17 protein-coding genes and 1 pseudogene are annotated in these 19469 nt (G+C 60.4%); 11 read left to right on the top strand and 7 right to left on the bottom strand.

The genetic code is table 11. The features are described 5' to 3' along the window. Positions 1-296: pseudogene (locus GHO41_RS23835) on the bottom strand (hypothetical protein); the annotation flags it as partial. Between the two features lie 286 nt (positions 297-582). Between GHO41_RS23835 and GHO41_RS23840 the strand changes: the two are divergent. Together GHO41_RS23840 and GHO41_RS23845 are read left to right on the top strand one after the other, a co-directional pair. After that, positions 583-1959 carry a pyridoxal-phosphate dependent enzyme gene (locus GHO41_RS23840; protein ID WP_048370467.1) on the top strand — a complete coding sequence of 459 codons (1377 nt, stop codon included), beginning with the start codon at positions 583-585 and terminating at the stop codon, positions 1957-1959. After that, positions 1956-3131 (top strand): cystathionine gamma-synthase, encoded by a 1176-nt coding sequence (locus GHO41_RS23845; protein ID WP_153391788.1) that lies wholly within the window; start codon positions 1956-1958, stop codon positions 3129-3131. Before GHO41_RS23840 ends, GHO41_RS23845 begins: the two co-directional genes overlap by 4 nt. Positions 3132-3237: 106 nt before the next feature. Here the strand turns inward: GHO41_RS23845 and GHO41_RS23850 are convergent, their stop codons facing one another. Beyond that, on the bottom strand, positions 3238-3657 hold the full coding sequence (locus GHO41_RS23850) for an organic hydroperoxide resistance protein (RefSeq protein ID WP_153330161.1): 420 nt from the start codon (positions 3655-3657) through the stop codon (positions 3238-3240). Between the two features lie 274 nt (positions 3658-3931). Continuing rightward, positions 3932-4405, bottom strand: a complete 474-nt coding sequence (locus GHO41_RS23855) for a MarR family winged helix-turn-helix transcriptional regulator (protein ID WP_048370463.1) — start codon at positions 4403-4405, stop codon at positions 3932-3934. A 195-nt stretch (positions 4406-4600) separates the two neighbouring features. Between GHO41_RS23855 and GHO41_RS23860 the strand changes: the two genes are divergently transcribed. Beyond that, positions 4601-5119, top strand: coding sequence for a hypothetical protein (locus GHO41_RS23860; protein WP_153434805.1), 519 nt, complete (start codon positions 4601-4603; stop codon positions 5117-5119). A gap of 119 nt (positions 5120-5238) precedes the next feature. Here the strand turns inward: GHO41_RS23860 and GHO41_RS23865 are convergent, their stop codons facing one another. Beyond that, positions 5239-5742 (bottom strand): helix-turn-helix domain-containing protein, encoded by a 504-nt coding sequence (locus GHO41_RS23865; protein ID WP_153434806.1) that lies wholly within the window; start codon positions 5740-5742, stop codon positions 5239-5241. Positions 5743-5847: 105 nt separating this feature from the next. Here GHO41_RS23865 and fabF point away from each other — a divergent pair, with 105 nt between their 5' ends. Then, on the top strand, positions 5848-7116 hold the full coding sequence (gene fabF / locus GHO41_RS23870) for a beta-ketoacyl-ACP synthase II (RefSeq protein ID WP_371929017.1): 1269 nt from the start codon (positions 5848-5850) through the stop codon (positions 7114-7116). A gap of 58 nt (positions 7117-7174) precedes the next feature. On the opposite strand, the gene GHO41_RS23875 is transcribed toward fabF, so the two are convergent. Continuing rightward, positions 7175-8059, bottom strand: a complete 885-nt coding sequence (locus GHO41_RS23875) for a hypothetical protein (RefSeq protein WP_048370454.1) — start codon at positions 8057-8059, stop codon at positions 7175-7177. 201 nt (positions 8060-8260) lie between these two features. Here GHO41_RS23875 and GHO41_RS23880 point away from each other — a divergent pair, with 201 nt between their 5' ends. Next, on the top strand, positions 8261-8704 hold the full coding sequence (locus tag GHO41_RS23880; protein WP_048370452.1) for a GNAT family N-acetyltransferase: 444 nt from the start codon (positions 8261-8263) through the stop codon (positions 8702-8704). After that, positions 8701-9315 carry an FMN-dependent NADH-azoreductase gene (locus tag GHO41_RS23885; protein ID WP_048370451.1) on the top strand — a complete coding sequence of 205 codons (615 nt, stop codon included), beginning with the start codon at positions 8701-8703 and terminating at the stop codon, positions 9313-9315. The genes GHO41_RS23880 and GHO41_RS23885 overlap by 4 nt, the downstream gene beginning before the upstream one ends. Here GHO41_RS23885 and GHO41_RS23890 read toward each other — a convergent pair. Both GHO41_RS23890 and baeS read right to left on the bottom strand, forming a co-directional pair. Then, positions 9312-9974, bottom strand: a complete 663-nt coding sequence (locus GHO41_RS23890; RefSeq protein WP_123750055.1) for a response regulator — start codon at positions 9972-9974, stop codon at positions 9312-9314. The genes GHO41_RS23885 and GHO41_RS23890 overlap by 4 nt on opposite strands. Positions 9975-9977: 3 nt before the next feature. Then, positions 9978-11396: a sensor histidine kinase efflux regulator BaeS gene (baeS, locus tag GHO41_RS23895; protein WP_153434807.1), complete on the bottom strand. Its 1419-nt coding sequence runs from the start codon at positions 11394-11396 to the stop codon at positions 9978-9980. Between the two features lie 112 nt (positions 11397-11508). Between baeS and GHO41_RS23900 the strand changes: the two genes are divergently transcribed. From GHO41_RS23900 to nadA, 5 genes are all read left to right on the top strand, one after another. Then, a complete protein-coding gene (locus tag GHO41_RS23900; protein ID WP_153434808.1) occupies positions 11509-12708 on the top strand; it encodes an efflux RND transporter periplasmic adaptor subunit in 1200 nt (399 codons plus the stop codon). A 2-nt stretch (positions 12709-12710) separates the two neighbouring features. After that, the gene (locus tag GHO41_RS23905; RefSeq protein ID WP_153434809.1) at positions 12711-15839 is read left to right on the top strand and encodes an efflux RND transporter permease subunit; all 3129 of its coding nucleotides are present in this window, start codon (positions 12711-12713) and stop codon (positions 15837-15839) included. Further along, on the top strand, positions 15836-17215 hold the full coding sequence (locus GHO41_RS23910) for an efflux transporter outer membrane subunit (protein WP_153434810.1): 1380 nt from the start codon (positions 15836-15838) through the stop codon (positions 17213-17215). The genes GHO41_RS23905 and GHO41_RS23910 overlap by 4 nt, the downstream gene beginning before the upstream one ends. A gap of 129 nt (positions 17216-17344) precedes the next feature. After that, on the top strand, positions 17345-18031 hold the full coding sequence (locus tag GHO41_RS23915; protein ID WP_153434811.1) for a type 1 glutamine amidotransferase domain-containing protein: 687 nt from the start codon (positions 17345-17347) through the stop codon (positions 18029-18031). A gap of 226 nt (positions 18032-18257) precedes the next feature. Beyond that, positions 18258-19316, top strand: a complete 1059-nt coding sequence (gene nadA, locus GHO41_RS23920) for a quinolinate synthase NadA (protein ID WP_048370437.1) — start codon at positions 18258-18260, stop codon at positions 19314-19316. The last annotated feature ends 153 nt before the right edge of the window (positions 19317-19469 follow it).

The following is a 19469-nucleotide window of genomic DNA, read 5'->3' on the forward strand; positions in this document are numbered from 1 at the left end:
GGAGGAGGGGGCTCAGAGGGCGGTGTCGGTGCAGCAGGGGCGGCGGGTGCCGGCGCGGGTTGATGAATGACCGAGGCATAAATAGTGCGCGTCACGGCTGGCGTCACCGTGACCGGCGAAGACCGGTTCACCAGGCTCAGCACCAACAGATGCAGCGCCACCACCAGCACCACCGCGCCGCCACGGCGCAGCAATCGCGAAGTACTGCCCGCAGGCAATGGCTCAAGGTGCGGCAAGGGTGTCAGCGTTGCATCCACAATAAATTCCTCCCCCGGCCAGACTGCCGGGCACAGCATGCGCACTCCTTGCGAACGTTGAGTCCAAGGCCCGATACAGGCCGTTCGTAACGTGTGACGTAGGAATATAGGAATGGAAAATGACGGGGCCGTGACATGAAAAATTGTTCATGAGGCGGGTGCCACGTCGTCAGGAGGCTTGGCTTAAACGCTCAGGAGTTATCGCCCTTCAAGTTGCGGCCAACCCCATCCCGGCCTATGGTCCTAGGAGGTTTTCGGTGATTGGCGCGACCTGAATCGTTGCCAGTCGCTGTCCATCCAGTGCCAAAACACGGGAAGTGACGTCATGCCAAGCAACCCTCAACCTGCCGTTCTGGAATTGATCGGCAACACGCCGCTGGTGCGTGTCAGCCGGTTCGATACCGGGCCTTGTACGCTGTTCCTCAAGCTTGAATCGCAAAACCCCGGAGGCTCGATCAAGGACCGGGTCGGCCTGGCCATGATTGATGCCGCCGAGCGCGACGGGCGTTTGCGCCCCGGCGGCACCATTGTTGAAGCAACGGCCGGTAACACTGGCCTGGGGCTGGCGCTGGTCGGTCGGGCCAAAGGCTACCGGGTGGTGCTGGTAGTACCGGACAAGATGTCCACCGAGAAGGTGTTGCACCTCAAGGCCATGGGCGCTGAGGTGCATATCACCCGGTCTGACGTCGGCAAGGGCCACCCGGAGTATTACCAGGACGTGGCCGCGCGCTTGGCCGCCGACATCCCCGATGCTTTTTTCGCCGATCAATTCAATAATCCGGCCAACCCGCTGGCCCACGAATGCAGCACCGCCCCGGAAATCTGGTCGCAAACCCAGCACGATCTGGATGCCATTGTGGTGGGTGTCGGGTCTGCCGGAACGTTGACCGGCTTGACCCGTTTTTTTAAGCGCGTGCAACCGGATCTGGAAATGGTTCTGGCCGACCCGGTGGGCTCGGTGATGGCCGAATACAGCCGCAGCGGGGTGATCGGCAAAGCCGGTTCCTGGGCGGTGGAGGGCATTGGCGAAGACTTCATCCCGTCGATCAGCGACCTGTCCAGCGTGCGTCATGCCTATTCGATCAGCGATGAAGAAAGCTTTGATCACGCCCGCCAGTTGCTGCGGGCTGAAGGTATTTTGGGCGGTTCTTCAACCGGCACCTTGCTGGCCGCCGCGTTGCGTTATTGCCGCGAGCAAACCGAGCCCAAGCGCGTGGTCAGCTTTGTGTGTGACACCGGGACGCGTTATTTGTCCAAGGTCTACAACGACCAGTGGATGAAGGACCAGGGCCTGCTGCAGTTCAAGCATTACGGCGATTTGCGTGACCTGATTGCCCGACGTTTTGAGGATGGTCGGGTGATCAGCGCCAGCCCGGACGACACCTTGCTCACCGCTTTCCAGCGCATGCGCCTGGCCGATGTATCGCAACTGCCGGTGCTGGTGGATGGCAAGCGGCTGGTCGGGGTGATCGATGAGTCCGATATTTTGCTGGGCCTGCATGCCGATGCGTCGCACTTTAGCCGCACGGTCGCGAGCGCCATGACGGACACGTTGCACACCTTGGCGCCGCAGGCCAGTCTGGCTGAACTACAGGCCGAACTCGACCGCGGGCTGGTGGCGATTATTGCTGACGCTTCGGGCTTTCATGGCCTGATCACCCGCGTCGACCTGCTCAATCACCTACGGAGATCCCTTGCATGAGTCAGCACGATGAAAACGGCGCACACCGCGCCTTTGCCACCCGCGTCATCCACGCAGGGCAGGTGCCGGACCCTTCCACCGGGGCCTTGATGCCGCCGATTTATGCCAACTCCACCTATTTGCAAGAAAGCCCCGGCGTGCACAAAGGCCTGGACTACGGGCGCTCGCACAATCCGACGCGGTTTGCCCTGGAGCGTTGCGTCGCGGACCTTGAAGGCGGCACAGATGCCTTCGCTTTTGCTTCCGGGCTTGCGGCCATTTCGACGGTGCTGGAGTTATTGGACGCCGGTTCGCACATCGTCTCGGGCAACGATTTGTACGGCGGTACGTTCCGCCTGTTCGACAAAGTCCGCCAGCGCAGCGCCGGGCACAGCTTCAGCTTCGTCGACCTGACAGACCTCAGCGCTTTTGAAGCGTCGTTGCAGGACAACACGCGGATGGTCTGGGTCGAAACCCCGAGCAACCCGCTGCTCAGCCTGACTGACCTGGCGGCCGTGGCGAGCATCTGCCGGGCGCGCGGCATCATTTGCGTGGCCGATAACACCTTCGCCAGTCCTTGGGTGCAGCGCCCGCTGGAGTTGGGTTTTGATGTGGTGGTGCATTCGACCACCAAGTACCTGAACGGCCACTCGGATGTGATCGGCGGCATCGCCATCGTCAAGCACCTGGAACTGGCCGAGCGCTTGCGCTTCCTGCAAAACGCGGTGGGCGCGATTGCCGGGCCGTTTGATGCCTTCCTCACCCTGCGCGGGGTTAAAACCCTGGCCCTGCGCATGGAGCGTCACTGCAGCAACGCGCTGGAGCTGGCGCAATGGCTGGAGCGCCAACCGCACGTGTCGCGTGTGCACTACCCGGGGCTGGCATCGCACCCGCAGCATGAGTTGGCGCGTCGGCAGATGCGTGGGTTTGGCGGGATGATTTCCATCGACTTGAACACCGACCTGGCGGGCGCCCGGCGCTTCCTTGAAAGCGTGCAGATTTTTGCCCTGGCCGAAAGCCTGGGCGGGGTTGAAAGCCTGATCGAACACCCGGCCATCATGACCCACGCCACCATCCCCGCCCAAACCCGTGCGCAGTTGGGTATCGGCGATGGTCTGGTGCGGCTGTCGGTGGGTGTTGAGGATGTCGACGATTTGCGCGCTGACCTGGCACAGGCGCTGGCGCGGATTTAAAGCTGTGGGAGCGGGCTTGCTCGCGATGCAGGCAACACGGTGCGCGACTTTGACACCTTGTCGTATCCATCGCGAGCAAGCCCGCTCCCACAATGAGTCAGGTGATTTAAACGCTGACGTGCAGACGCACGTCGACGTTACCGCGGGTGGCGTTGGAGTAAGGGCACACCTGGTGCGCAGCGTCTACCAGCGCTTGGGCGTCGGCTTGCTCAAGGCCCGGCAGGCTGATGTGCAGGTCGATGTCCAGACCGAAACCGCCCGGGATCTGGCCAATACCCACGTGGGCCGTGATCGAGGCGTCGGCCGGAATACTGCGCTTGGTCTGGCTGGCGACAAATTTCAAGGCACCGATAAAGCAGGCCGAGTAACCGGCGGCAAACAGTTGCTCAGGGTTCGTGGCTTCACCGCCCGCACCGCCCAGTTCTTTTGGCGTGGTCAGCTTGACGTCGAGGACCTTGTCACTCGAAACAGCGCGACCATCACGGCCACCGGTAGCGGTTGCAACAGCGGTATAGAGAACGTTCATGGCGGTCTTTCCTTACTGATAAGTGTCTGATGAGATTTATCTTTAGCGCTAATTGTTTGCGCGCTAAGAAGATAGCTAAAAATTAGCGCTCAAATAGTTTGTGCGCAAGCTATTTTTTCAAAGCGCACCTAAAACAGATCTATCTCGTTGATCTAAAAGACTATTTATTTTCAGGAAACAAACTGACTGTAGGAGCGAGCTTGCCTCGCGATCTCTTGATCTTTAAAAATCAAAAGATCGCGAGGCAAGCTCGCTCCTACAGACGGAATAATATTCAGAGGCTGGCGTGCAGGTTGCGGCGCAGCAGCAGCAGGTTTTTCTGGATGTCTTGCAACTGCTCCAGGCTCAGCCCGCTGGCGGCCAGGATGCACTGGGGGATGGCCTTGGCTTTTTCTTGCAGCGCTTTGCCCTGCTCGGTCAAGCGCAGGTGAACCACTCGCTGGTCTTCATGGCTGCGAACCCGGCTGAGCATGCCTTCGGCTTCCAGGCGCTTGAGCAACGGCGTCAACGACCCCGGATCTGTCAGCAGACGCGCACTGACTTCCCCTACGGTCAGACCGTCTTCTTCCCATAACACCAGCATCGCCAGGTATTGCGGGTAGGTCAGGTTCAAGGCCTGAAGCAGGGGCTTGTACACCTTGGTCATCATCAACGAGGTGGAGTGCAGTGAAAAACACAGCTGGTTTTGCAGCAGCAGGTAATCACAACTGCCAGCGTCTGCCGGGGCGGAGTGGTCGTCGACAGTCATCACAGGAACCTTGGCGTTAAAAGAGCCAACAATTTAGCGTCAATACCTTTAGCGCACAATGTAGTTTCCACGCCAGCTGCATCAGCCTTGTGCGATCTATGAATTATTAGTTAGTTGTCGCGAAGGCCCACGGCGTCGAACATGTTCTGCAAGCAACGCCTATCAGGTACTTTCAGGACAAGGGAAACAGGTTTCATGCATCAGAAAAAACGTTCGTCGCGGCACACGGTCATTCAAGGTCTGTGCAGCCTCAGCTTGCGGACGGCGGGTGCTGTCGCAATCACCCTCGCGACACTGAGCGGCGCTCAAGCGGCCACGTCCGCCACTGACACCATCAAGGCCTACAAACTGTGCACCGGTGCAGACGACGCCTCGCATGTTCTGCAAGGGACCATCAACCAGAACATGCGCAACGATGTGACGGCCATTCACTTCAAACAAAGCCCGGCGCATGCCTCGTTTGACTGGCATAACGACCCGGAGCCGCAGTACGTCATGACCTTGTCCGGCACGCTGGCCTTTGAGACGCGCACCGGTGAGACGTTTACTTTGCACCCGGGCGAAGTGCTGCTGGCAGCCGACAACACCGGCTCCGGGCACCGCTGGAAAATGGTCGATGATCAACCGTGGCGCCGTGGCTACGTGGTGCTGAAACCGGGTGCCACCGATTCATTCGTGCCTAACGACCCGGCGGCTGCGAAAGTCTGCCAGTAAGCCCCGTTCCTGTAGTCGCTGCCGAGGCCGCAACGCGCTGATCAGGGGTGCCGCATCACACCGATCAACGTCTTGTCATTGGGGCGGCGACTACCTTTTATTGCACTTGAGCCATCACTTCAGGCGTCTTGCGGCTGCCTGCCCGCTACAAATGTCAGGCGCTCCTGCATGCCTGGACTCGCTGCCGGCCCGGCCTTGACGGTGCACTGTTCAATGGGCACCGCACGGCCTTCAACTGCGTCCATCAGCACCACCTGGAGTGGATGGCGGGTCTGTTGATCAATGATCTGCACGCTTTCGCCCTCGGGCGTGTAATGCCGATTGCCCCAGGCAATAAACGCCATGATCACGATTTTGAAATCTTCTCCCACCGCCGTCGGTACATATTCATACCGGGGCGGGCGCTCGCTGTAGCGTCTGCGCTCCAGTAATCCTTCTTCGACCAGGGTGTTGAGCCTGCGCGTCAGCATGTTCGGGGCAATCCCCAAGCTTTGTGAAAACTCGTCAAAGCGCCTTAACCCTTGCAGCGCATCGCGCATGATCAAGATGCTCCACCATTCTCCTACCCGTTCCAGTCCACGGGCGACAGGGCATTCGGCGTTTGTAAGCGATGTGCGTTGCATTGCGGTTCCTGAGAGACGAGAAAAGTTTTGCTCACTGATGTTACTTTCATAATGATAGTTTCGTCACTGTACCGCTACCAAGCAAAATTTATGGAGTGAGCCATCGTGAGTAGACGCATTGTTGTGACGGGCATGGGCGCGGTGACCCCGCTGGGCTGTGGGGTCGAACAGACCTGGAGCCGTTTGCTGGCAGGGCAGTCCGGGATCCGTCGACTGCCTGAAGCGCTGGTCGGTGATTTGGCCGTCAGCATTGGCGGCCAGGTACTGGACCGTGATCAGGACCCGCAAGCCGGGTTTGACCCCGACGCGCTGATCCCCGCCAAAGAACAGCGCAAGATGGACCGCTTCATTCTGTTTGCACTTGCCGCCGCTAAAGAAGCGCTGGAGCAAGCGGGCTGGGCGCCGCAAACTCAATTGCAGCAAGAGCGTACGGCGACGATTATCGCGTCCGGTGTGGGCGGGTTTCCGGCCATTGCCGAGGCGGTGCGCACCGCTGACAGCAAGGGCCCGCGCCGCTTGTCACCGTTCACCATCCCGTCGTTTTTGTGCAATTTGGCGGCCGGGCATGTGTCGATTCTGCATCACCTCAAAGGCCCGCTGGGCGCCCCGGTCACGGCGTGTGCTGCCGGTGTGCAGGCGATTGGCGATGCGGCGCGGATGATTCGTGCTGGTGAAGTTGACGTGGCCGTGTGTGGTGGCGCCGAAGCCTGTATTCATCGTGTGAGCCTGGGTGGTTTTGCGGCGGCGCGGGCGTTGTCCCACGGTTTCAAAGACACCCCTGAGCGCGCCTCACGCCCGTTCGATCAAGCGCGCGACGGTTTTGTGATGGGCGAGGGCGCTGGTTTGCTGGTGATCGAAGAGCTGCAGCACGCCCTGGCCCGAGGCGCCACGCCGATTGCGGAACTGGTGGGGTATGGCACCAGTGCCGATGCCTACCACATGACCGCCGGGCCGGAAGATGGCTCAGGTGCACGGCGGGCGATGGAGCAGGCGATTAAGCAGGCGGGTATAACCCCGGCGCAGATCCAGCATTTGAACGCCCATGCCACCTCGACCCCAGTGGGTGACAAAGGCGAGTTGGCCGCCATCAACAGCCTGTTTGGCGACAACTCCGACGTTGCCATCAGCGCCACCAAATCAGCGACCGGGCACTTGTTGGGCGCGGCAGGTGGCATTGAGGCGATCTTCACCTTGCTGGCCTTGCGCGACCAGATCGCCCCGGCAACCCTGAACCTTGAGACGCCGGATCCTGCGGCTTCCGGGCTCAATCTGGTGCGCGGGCAGGCGCAAAAGCTGGCGATTGAATACGCGATTTCAAATGGTTTCGGCTTTGGCGGGGTCAATGCGAGCGTGCTGTTCAAGCGTTGGCAGTGAGTGTTGATGTAACTGACGGATGTCAGGGCCTCCCCCATGGGTGAGGCCCTAGCGCCTTTCAGGCTTTTAATTGTCGGTCAGCGAGTGTGCCGCGTACCTTCTTGCGGCGGTCCGCGTAGCGCCATTCGTCCCCGGCTTCAAAGCTTTTGATCCGGTTCAGCACCTGCGAACCGCCTGCGATGAGCATCTCTTTTTCAAACAACTCACGCAGACCTTTGCGTTGTTGTAAACGCACAACCGTATTTTTCAAAAACGCCGAGTATTCATTGGCGGAGCTTTCAAACGTGTTCTGAATGGCATCGTCCACCGGTTTGACAACATGCGTGTCGGGGCGGCTGAAATCAGTAAAGGGAATGGACGCAGTTGCAGCTTTTTCCCCCCGAAGCAGTGCCTCATACATGGCGTACGCCTCTTCATATCCTCGTTTGAACGACTCGTCTTCAAGCAACTTGAGCGCGGTTTGATGGTGCTTTTCGGCCCGTGCCAGTATCGATTCGATGTGATCCTGTTCAAGCTTGCGCGAGGCCAGCATTTGGCCGGTGGCGGCCATGATCTCTTGCTGGTGATAGTCGTGGTCCAGGCTCGCGTGAGTGTGCGGCTCTTCAGCGGGTTCGTCGGGGCGCCAGTTAATTTCACCGGATTTAATGCTGTCCTGATAGGCACTGGTCTGCGGTATCGCTTTGTTGTCGGTCAACACTGCGCTGGATCCGTATGCAGGTTGTCTGGACGTTTCGTCCTGCCGGGACTTGGCTGCATGGGCTTTCAACAGCCAGACCGTCGCCCAGATGACACTCAATTGAAGGGCGATAAGGGGGGGCCAAAAAAGAGTGAATACCGTCACCGCGGACCAGACAATACCGATGGGGATCAGCCATTTGGGGCCCAAGTAGCGGACAAGACCCAACGAAAGAATGATGACTAAGAGATGCAGCGCAATGGTCACAGCGTTTCCTCCATGGATTTTTTCGGCAGATTATAGACGCGGATTTCAACAAGGCATCCTTGTCACGTTTATTCGTCTGAATAGAACACGTATTGGAGGCTCTGACGTTTCTATGGCCCAGTCCTGAAGGCATTTTTTGGATCTGTGGCCTGTGCCGTTATGTCCCTACAGTAAGCCAACTTTTACAGAGGGCAGACGAGCATGGACTACACCTTTCAGCTTCTGGAAACCCCCACAGACCAACACGCCAGTTTTGATCTGATGCGCGTGTTGCGTCCGCATTTATCTGACCCGGATGCTTATGTCGCGCAATTGTCGCGGCAGACCCGGCAGGGCTACCGGTTGTTGGCGATCAGCAACGGCCAAGGGATGGTCGGGTTGGCCGGCTATCGCGAACTTGAAAACCTGATCTATGGCCGCTTTATTTACGTTGATGACCTGGTGATCAGCCCGCAGCTTCAAGGCTCAGGCGTGGGCACCACGTTGTTGAACGCCGTACGCGAGGAGGCCGTTCGACGCGGTTGCGATCATTTTGTACTGGATACAGGGCTGCACATGGCGTTGGCCCAGCGCTTTTACTTCCGTCAGGGGCTGCTGGCCCGTGGTATGCACTTCACCGAAAAACTGAGCGAGGCCCACCCATGAAAACCGCACTGCTGATCAACGCCAGCCCCCACGGTGATTTTTCCCACGCCCGGCAACTGGCGCACGAGCAACTGCAGAGCCTGCGCCAACGTTACCCGGATCTGGAGTTGATCGAACGAAACCTGGCAGAACAGCCTTTGCCCCCGTTGAACATTGAGTACGGCGCGGCGTTGACCAAGCCCACGGCGTTCGATGCGCCGGTGTTTGATGTGTCCGAAGCATTGATTCAGGAGCTGGAGCGCAGCGATGTCGTGTTTGTTTGCACGCCCATGCACAACCTGACGGTTCCGGCGTCGCTGAAGCTGTGGATTGACTACGTGTTGCGCATCCATCGCACCTTTAGCTCGGGGCCAGACGGCAAAACCGGCTTGCTCGCCTCTCGCCCGGTTTACGTGTTGGTGGGTTCGGGTGGCTTTCATCAAGGGCCGAGGGCCAAACAGCGTGACTTCCTGACCGACTACCTGCGTGAAGTCTTCACGATGCTTGGGCTGTCTGACATCCACTTTGTGTATTTGGAAGGGCTGGTGTTTGGCGAAGAGGCGGTGGCCACGGCGCTGCAAAACGCCCGGCAACACCTTGCGAGTTTTGCGCTGTTCAATGAGTCGCTTTAAAGCTCCAGCTTGTACCCCACGCCATACAGCGACTGGATCGGGTCCTCTGCGGGGCACGCCTGCGCAAGCTTGCGCCGCAGGTTGCGGATATGGCTGTCGACCGTGCGGTCGGTGACCACCCGGTGATCGGAATACAGCTTGTCGAGCAATTGGTCGCGGGAGAACACCCGGCCCGGAGCGCGGGCAAAGGTGTTGAGCAGGCGCAGCTCAACCGGCGTCAGGTCCAGCGGCACACCATCAAAAGCAGCGCTGTAGCGGCTTTCGTCGATCTCGATGCGCGCTTGCGCCACGGTCTCCAGGTGCGGGCTGCGGCGCAGTATCGCTTTGACCCTGGCCACCACCTCCCGTGGGCTGAACGGTTTGCAGATGTAGTCATCGGCGCCCAGATCCAACCCCAGCAAGCGGTCCACTTCTTCGACCCGGGCGGTGATCATGATGATCGGCACCGCGCTAAAACTGCGCAGTTCCCTGCAGATGTCCAGGCCATCGCGGCCCGGCAGCATCAGGTCGAGCAAGATCAAGCGTGGCGAATGCGCGCGAACCCACGGCACCACCTCAAGGCCGTTGCCCAGGCAATGGACCGGGTAGCCTTCGAGCGATAAATAATCGCGCATCAGGGCGACCAGTTTGGGTTCGTCTTCGACGATCAGAATGCTCATGAATCACCCTTTGCGTGGTAGCCGCAGGTTCAGCCAGAGGCCGCCCAGCGGGGAGTGGTCGGCTGTCAGGCTGCCGCCGTGGGCGAGGGCAATGCTGTGACAGATCGCCAAGCCCAGCCCGGCACCGCCGCTGGCCCGGTTGCGCGAGGCTTCGCCACGATAGAAGCGCTCAAACAGCCGCGGCAGTTGCTGGGGGTCAACACCGGGCGCGGAATCCATGATGCTGACGCACACGGCATCGTCCTCCTGGCTGGCGCGGATTTCCACCCGGCCACCGGGGTCGGTGTAGCGCACGGCGTTTTCCAACAGGTTGCTGAACAGTTGTTGCAGGCGCTTGGCGTCCGCTTCGAGCACCAGCGGTTGTGCAGGCAGTTCCATATCAATGTGCAATTGCGCGGCGTTGCAGCGCTCCTGGAACATCGCCAGTGATTCCTCAAGCACGTCATTGAGTACGCATTCGCTCTTGCGATAGGTCAATGCGCCCACGTCTGCCAACGAGAGTTCATACAGGTCATCTACCAATTTGCTGAGCATCCCGACTTCAGCTTGCAAAGACTTCATCGAGGCGTGATCAAGGCTGCGCACGCCGTCTTCGATGGCCTCCAGCTCGCCGCGCAAGATCGACAGTGGCGTGCGTAACTCGTGGGATACATCGGCCATGAATTCGCGGCGCATGGTTTCATTGCGCTCCAGGGTGAAGGCCAGTTGGTTGAAGTCCCGGGCCAATTGGCCCACTTCATCGTTGGACGACACCGCCACCCGGTTGCTGTATTCGCCCTGGGCCAGCCGATGGGTGGCGGCGGCCACACGCTTGACCGGGTCGAGCAAGGTGCGCGCGATCCACCAGGCAATCAGCATCGCCAGCAGCAACGACAGCACCCCCACGGCCAGGCTGGTGCGCAATTGATACTGCTGAAAACGCTCGCCCCCGGCCTCGGTCACGCTTTGAAAGGGCGTCACGGCCAGCCAGCCGACGGTTTTGCCGCCCACGTCGATGGGGCGCAGCAGGGCGTCGTCACCGATCGAGGGGTAACCCGTGACCCTTTTTTTGTGCTGGTCGAGCAAGGCAATACGAAATAACGCGCCGGTGAGGTCGGACGGCAGCGGGTTTTTAAGGTCGCGGGTGCGCACTTCATCTTCTGGCTCCGGACGCATCACCTCAAACCAGCGATCAGGTTTATTGCGCAGAAACTCCCAACTGCCTTCGCGTTCATACGCGCTGGCCAATCGTGGTAACACCGGGGCCATGCGTTCCAGGGCCTGTTCGTTGAGGTAGCCGAGAAAGCCGCGGCCGAAGCTCCAACTGGTGGCCAGGCCCATGCTCAGGATGACCAACAACACACTGGCGAGAATCGCAATAAACAGTTTGGTGGAGATGCTCAGCTTCATGGGCTCGGGCTTGTCAGTGAATGGCCTGCTCATTTAGGCCCCCGCTGGCCGAAGATTCAAGGCGTGTGGGCAATCTTCAAATTTCCTGCACATTTGCCTCGCACGATGGCGCATGGCTTAAGCCACCCCACTTGCAGAGGCCGCTATGCCGACCAAACTTTTTGCTAAATCTCTGGTAACCGCCGCGGTGGTGGTTGCCGTACTGGTTCTTTTTGCCTTGGGCGGCTGCTCGGCTGACGATGCCCCGCCCGTGGCGCAAACCCCGAAAGTCCAGGTGATGACGGTGCAGCCGCAACGCCAGGCGCTGACCACCGAGCTGGCCGGGCGCACCCAGGCTTTTATGCTGGCTGACATTCGCCCGCAGGTGGGCGGAATTGTTCAGCAGCGGCTGTTTGTCGAGGGCGCCGAGGTCAAGGCCGGGCAGGCGCTGTACCAAATCGACCCGGCGCCGTACAAGGCCACGCTGGCCGAAGCGCAAGCGACAGCAAGCAAGGCCCACGCCACGCTCAAGTCGGCGCAGGCCACGGCCACGCGTAATGCAGCGTTGGTAAAAATTGACGCCATCAGCCAGCAAGACAACGAAGATGCCCAAGTCAGCTTGCTCACGGCCCAGGCCGAGTTGCAGGTGGCGCAAGCCGGGGTCGACACGGCCCGGATCAATCTGGGCTATACCCGGATCACCTCGCCGCTCAGCGGCCGTATCGAAACCTCGACCGTCACCCCCGGCGCGTTGTTGGTCGCCGCGCAAACCACGGCGCTGACCACGGTGCAGCAACTGGACCCGATCTACGTCGATATCACCCAATCGACCACTGAGCTGCTGCGCCTCAAGCGCGACCTGGCCAGCGGTGCGTTGCAAGGCAATAGCGCCGAAGGCGAAGCACCGGTGTTGCTGACGCTCGATGATGGCAGCCCCTACAACCATGCCGGCACCCTCAAGTTCAGCGGTGTCGCGGTCAACCAAGGCACCGGCACCGTGACCCTGCGCGCCGTGTTCGCCAACCCTGAGCACCTGTTGTTGCCGGGCATGTATGTGCGCGCGGTTCTGGAGCTGGCCAGCGATGACAAGGCCATTTTGATACCGCAAAAAGCCGTGACCCGAAGCGCCAGTGGCGTGACTTCGGTGCTGGTGGTAGTCAACGGCAAGGTTGAGCAACGGGTACTGGCGATTGACCGGGCGGTGGGTAACCAGTGGTGGGTCAGCGCCGGGTTGAATGCGGGTGACCAAGTGATTATCGAAGGCGGGCAGAAGGTTCGGGTCGGCGCCGAGGTGCTGGCGCAAAACAGTGAAGCCCGGGGCGTGCCACGCGCCGTGACACCCACCGCCATTGCGCAGGGGAACTGAGCATGGCGCGCTTTTTTATCGACCGGCCGATTTTTGCCTGGGTGATCGCCATCGTCATCATGCTCGCGGGGGCGATGTCGATCAGTCAGTTGCCGCTGGAGCAATACCCGGACATCGCACCGCCCACCGTGCGCATTTCTGCAACCTACACCGGCGCCTCGGCCAAGACCGTTGAAGACTCGGTGACCCAGATCATCGAGCAGCAAATGACCGGGCTCGACAAGCTCACCTACATGTCGGCGTCCAGCAGTTCGGCAGGCAGCGCCAGTATCAGTTTGACCTTCGATGCCGGCACCGACCCAGACGTGGCGCAGATGCAGGTGCAGAACAAGCTGCAACAAGTGGAGTCGCGGCTACCCGCTTCGGTGCAGAGCGAAGGCCTGACCGTGACCAAGGGCGGCTCTGACTTCTTGATGATTGCAGCCCTCGCGTCCGACAAACCTAGCGTGACCGGCACGCAAATTGGCGATTACATCTCCAGCACCTTGCTTGACTCGATTGCCCGGATCGACGGAGTCGGCGTGGTGCAAACCCTCGGTTCGGGCTACGCCATGCGCATCTGGCTGGACCCGGCGCTGCTCGAAAAATACGCCTTGATGCCCTCGGATGTGATCACCGCGCTGGAGGCACAAAACACCGAAGTGTCGGCGGGCCAGCTCGGGGCGTTGCCAGCCGTGGCCAAGCAGCAACTGAATGCAACGATCAGTGCGCGCAGCAAATTGCAGACCGCCGAAGAGTTCCGCAATGTGTTGGTCAAGTCCGACAGCACAGGCGCGGTGGTGTTGCTCGGTGAGGTGGCGCGGGTTGAACTGGGCAGTGACAGTTACGACGTGAACTCGGCCCTCAATGGCAAGCCCGCCGCCGCAATGGGCGTACAGTTGGCCACGGGCGCCAATGCGCTTAAGGTCGGGGAGGCCGTCAAGGCCAGGCTCGCCGAGCTCCAGCCGTTTTACCCGAGCGAAATGCAGCTCAAAAATGTGATCGCCTATGACACGACCCCGTTCGTCAGCCTGTCGATTGAAGAGGTGGTCAAGTCGTTGGGCGAAGCCATCGTGCTGGTGGTGCTGATCATGTTTTTGTTCTTGCAAAATGTACGCGCCACGCTGATCCCGGCCATCACGGTGCCGGTAGTCTTGCTGGGCACGTTCGGGGTGCTGGCGCTGTTCGGCTATTCGATCAACACCTTGACCATGTTCGCCATGGTACTGGCCATCGGCCTGTTGGTGGACGACGCGATTGTGGTGGTGGAAAACGTCGAGCGGGTGATGAGCGAAGAAGGGCTTTCGCCGCTGGAAGCCACGCGCAAGTCGATGGCCGAAATCACCAGCGCGCTGGTGGGCATCGCGTTGGTGCTGAGCGCGGTGTTTATCCCCATGGCATTTTTTGGGGGTTCAACCGGGATCATTTATCGGCAGTTTTCGGTGACCATCGTTTCGGCCATGGTGCTCTCGGTGCTGGTGGCCATGACCCTGACGCCCGCGCTGTGCGCGACCTTGCTCAAGCCTTCCGATGCCAAAGGGCACGCTGCTGCTAGCGGCTTCTTCGGATTGTTCAACCGCACCTTTGAGCGAAGCGCCGAGGCTTATCAAAAAGGCGTAGGAGGGATCGTACGCCGGGGTGGCCGCAGCCTGGTGGTGTACCTGTTGGTGATCGCCGCCATGGCGGCCGGCTACGCCAGCTTGCCAACCTCATTTTTGCCCGATGAAGACCAGGGCATCTTGATGGCCCAAGTGCAGTTGCCCGTGGGCGCAACGGATGACCGTACCCAGGCGGTGCTCAAGCAGTTCGAGGGCTATATGCTCGAGCAACCGGAAGTCGAAGCGCTGATCAGCATCTCGGGTCTGGGCATGGGCGGCAACAGTCAGAACTCGGCCCGGGCCTTTATCCGGCTCAAGGACTGGAGCGAGCGCACGGGCGCAGGCCAGGACGCCGCGTCTATCGCGCAGCGGGCGACCGAGGCGTTGTCGAGCATTGGCGATGCCAACGTGTTTGTCATGCAACCGCCTGCCGTGCGCGGGCTGGGGCAAAGCTCCGGGTTCGATTTGCAGCTAAAGGACCTCGCGGGGCTGGGGCATGACGCGTTGGTGGCGGCGCGCGAGCAATTTATCGAACTGGCGCAAAAAGACCCGCGTCTGCAAGGCGTGCGCAGCAACGGCCTGGACGACACGCCGCAGCTCAAGGTCAACATTGATGATCGCAAGGCGGGCGCCTTGAGCCTGAGCACCAGCGACATCAACGCCACCTTGTCCACCGCGCTGGGCGGCACTTACGTTAACGATTTTCTTAACCAGGGCCGGGTGAAAAAGGTCTACGTGCAGGGCGAGGCGACCGCGCGCATGCAGGCCGCCGACCTGGACCACTGGTTTGTGCGTAACAGCAACGATGAAATGGTCCCGTTCTCTTCGTTCGCCAGCACTTCGTGGAGTTACGGCTCGCCGTTACTCGAGCGCTATAACGGCAGTTCGTCGCTGGAAGTGGTGGGTGACCCCGCGCCGGGCGTGAGCTCCGGGGTGGCCATGGACGCCGTGGAGAGCATCATCCGGCAGTTGCCCGAAGGCATCGGCTACGAGTGGACCGGGCAGTCTTATCAACTGCGTTTGTCGGGCTCGCAAGCACCGTTGCTGTACGGGATATCGGTGCTGTTTGTGTTCCTGTGTCTGGCGGCACTCTACGAGAGCTGGTCAGTGCCTTTTTCGGTGATGCTGGTGGTGCCGCTAGGTGTGGTGGGCGCCGTGCTGGCCACGCGGTTCAGCGGGTTGAGCAATGACGTGTACTTTCAAGTGGGTTTGCTGACCACCGTGGGCCTGGCGGCGAAGAACGCGATTTTGATTGTGGAGTTCGCCAAGCACCTGCATGAGCAGGGCAATAGCTTGATCGAGGCCACCCTGATCGCGGTGCGCCAGCGCTTGCGACCGATTCTGATGACCTCACTGGCCTTTATGTTTGGTGTCTTGCCGCTGGCGCTGAGTACGGGCGCAGGTTCTGCCGGGCGCCGTGCCATCGGCACCGGGGTACTGGGCGGCATGTTCAGCGCCACGCTGTTGGGCATCTTCTTTGTACCGCTGTTTTTCGTGCTGATTCGCCGCCGCTTCAGTCGCGTTCGCACCCCTGACCCAAAAGGTGACGCATGAGTCGTTTTCGTTGGCCCTTGCTGGCAGCCTTGGCGCTGCTCAGCGGTTGCATCAATCTGGCGCCCACGTATGAGCGCCCTCAGGCTGCGGTCGATGAACAATGGCTGCCGGGCACCGCCGTGCCCAACGGCCAAGCCGCGGCGGATATCCGTTGGCAGCAGTTTTTTACCGACCCGCGCCTGGCGCACCTTCAGGCGCTGGCGTTGACCAACAACCGCGACTTGCGGGTGGCGACCCTGAACATTGAAAAGGCCCAGGCGCAGTACCGCATCCAGCGCGCGGCGGGTTTACCGGCGATCGATGCGAGCGTAAGTGGCAGCCATAGTCGAACGTCCGGCACCACCAGCCACGATTACAGCGCCCAATTGGGGCTGAGCAGCTACGAGCTGGATCTGTTTGGCCGCGTGCAGAACCTCGAGGACGAGGCGCTGGAACCTTACCTGTCGCTGGCTGAAACCCGGCGCAGCACACAGATCAGCCTTGTGGCCGAAGTCGGCATCGCCTGGTTGACCCTGGCGGCCGACAACGAACGCTTGGCGTTGGCCCGGCAAACCCTGGTCAGCCAGCAGGCCACTTACGACCTGACCCAGCGCAGCCATGCACTGGGCGGGGCCGCCGGTTTGGCGGTGTCTGAAGCGCAAACCACCGTGGAGTCGGCCAAGGTCGACGTCGGTGTGTATGCCAGCCAGGTCTTGCAAGACCAGAATGCCTTGCGCCTGTTGGTCGGCAGCGCCATACCGGCGCAATACTTGCCCGGCGACAGTTTGCAGTCGGTCGCGATGCTGGTGCAGGTGCCGGGGGAATTGCCCTCCACCCTGTTGCAGCGTCGCCCCGACGTGCTGGCGGCCGAGCACACGCTCAAGTCGGCCAACATCGATATCGGTGCCGCCCGCGCCGCGTTCTTCCCCAGTATTACCCTGACGGCGGGGGCGGGGGCGGCCAGCTCCAGCCTGTCGAGTCTGTTCAGCGGTGGTAGCGGCGCGTGGAACTTTGCGCCGAGTATCAGCCTGCCAATTTTCGACGCCGGCAGCCATCGGGCTGCGCTGGACTCCGCCAAGGTCGCCCGCGACATTGAGGTGCAGACCTACCAGAAAACCCTGGAGACCGCCTTCAGCGAAGTGGCCGATGCCCTGGCCGTGCGCAGCACTCTGGATCAGCGTCTGGCTGCCCAAATGGCGCTGACCAAGGCCAGCCGCACCAGCTATGAGCTGTCGCAGGTCCTGTATCAGGGCGGCTCGCAAAGCTACCTCGAAGCCCTCGTGACCCAGCGCTCGCTGTACAGCGCCGAACAAGACCTGATCACCCTGCGGCTGGCCGAGCAGAGCAACCGGGTGACGTTGTACAAAGTGCTGGGGGGCGGCTGGAATGCCAACTGATGAATGGACAGGTGCTTTGGATGCACGGCACTAATGCCCGCAAGCGCTTGTCTATGCTCCTGACTCTGTACGCAAACATGTCGTACAGCTCGTGGGCCGCATGGCCCGTCGTTCTGACAGGAGGCAGCGATGAGCAAAAAAATACTAGTGGTACTGACCAGCGTCGAGAAGTACCCCAATCTGGATCGCGCGACGGGTTTATGGCTGGGTGAGGCCGTGCATTTTGTGCACAAGGTCGAGGCCGCCGGGTATGCCGTGGATTACGTCAGCCCGCAAGGCGGTTACACCCCGATTGACCCGCACAGCCTGGCCAAGGACATGGCCTCGGAGATTGACTGGAAGTGGTATCACGACAAGGCGTTCATGAACCGCTTGGGCGCGACACTAAGACCGGACGAGATCAATCCTGACGATTACGCGGCGATTTATTACGCCGGTGGGCATGGGGTGATTTGGGACTTCCCGGACAACGAGCAGTTGCAGGCGATCAGCCGCCACATCTATGAGCACGGCGGGGTGGTGTCGTCGGTGTGCCATGGAGCGGTGGGCTTGCTCAATATCAAGCTGTCCAATGGCGAGTTACTGATCAAGGGCAAACGAGTCACCGGCTTTTCCAATGAGGAAGAGACCCTGGCCGGGCTGGCTGATGTGGTGCCGTATCTCACCGAGACCGAATTGGTGAAGCGCGGCGCTCACTATGAAAAGGCTGACGCTCCGTGGGCGCCGTTCGCTATCGCCGATGGGCGTTTGATCACCGGGCAGAACCCGGCCTCGGGTGGCCCGGTGGCAGAGCACGTGCTGGCAGCGCTCAAATAAACTGACCCGCCCCCCGGCCGATGCGGGTTTGCCAGCCCGCATCGGCGCCTTGCCTGCATGGGCAAAACCAACATTAAACTTTTGAATCGCAAGCTTATTCTGTAGCCTTAGCGCGCTTGATAGCTGGTCCGTGCCTGATAACACACATTCTCCCGGCGGGACTCGACAGTCCGGAGCCGGTGGTACACTCGACTTTCGCGCCTTAGCGCTTGCAGGTCTTGCGAACATGACGCAAATTTCTGAACGACTTCTGGTCCAAGCCCACCTCGATGCCAAGCAGCCAACGCCTTTGACTGCCGAGCAAGAGGCGACGCTGCGTGCAGCCATTGCTGCTGAACTCAAAGCGCGTGATGCGGTACTGGTCGCGCACTTCTACTGTGACCCGGTGATCCAGGCCCTGGCCGAAGAAACCGGTGGTTGCGTGTCTGACTCCCTTGAAATGGCGCGTTTTGGCGCTGCCCACCCGGCCAAGACCATTTTGGTGGCAGGCGTGCGGTTCATGGGGGAGACGGCAAAAATCCTGACCCCTGAAAAACGCGTGCTGATGCCGACCCTGGAGGCCACGTGTTCGCTGGACCTGGGCTGCCCGGTCGAAGAGTTCTCGGCGTTTTGCGATCAACACCCCGAGCGCACCGTGGTGGTGTACGCCAACACCTCGGCGGCCGTTAAAGCGCGGGCCGATTGGGTGGTGACGTCCAGTTGTGCACTGGAAATCGTCGAAACCCTGATGGACAACGGCGAGAAAATCATTTGGGGCCCGGACAAGCACCTGGGGCGTTACATCCAGCGTCAGACCGGGGCAGACATGCTGCTGTGGGACGGTGCTTGCATCGTTCACGAAGAGTTCAAGTCCAAGCAACTGGAAGACATGAAGGCTTTGTACCCGGACGCCGCGATTCTGGTGCACCCGGAGTCGCCGGAGTCGGTGATTGAGCTGGCAGACGCGGTGGGTTCCACCAGCCAACTGATTGCCGCTGCGCAAAAGCTGCCGAACAAAACCTTTATCGTCGCCACCGACCGCGGCATTTTTTACAAAATGCAGCAGTTGTGCCCGGACAAAGTCTTTATCGAAGCCCCGACTGCCGGTAACGGCGCGGCGTGCCGCAGTTGCGCGCATTGCCCGTGGATGGCCATGAACACCCTGGAGCGCACCCTTGAGTGCTTGCAAAAGGGTACGAACGAGATCTTTGTCGACCCGGCGCTGGTGCCCCACGCCGTTCGCCCGCTCAAACGCATGCTGGATTTCACCCAGGCCGCGCGCTTGAAACTGGCGGGTAACGCCTAAACCCAACCAGATCCACTTGTAGGAGCGAGCTTGCCTCGCGATCTTTTGAACCTTAAAAGATCGCGAGGCAAGCTCGCTCCTATCAAACATGAAATAACCCATTGTTTTTTCAGTTAAAAATATTGGTGCGCGAGTTGTACGGTGGCGAAAGGG

The sequence above is a fragment of the Pseudomonas sp. FSL R10-0399 genome (assembly GCF_009600165.1).
Lineage (GTDB): Bacteria > Pseudomonadota > Gammaproteobacteria > Pseudomonadales > Pseudomonadaceae > Aquipseudomonas > Aquipseudomonas helleri.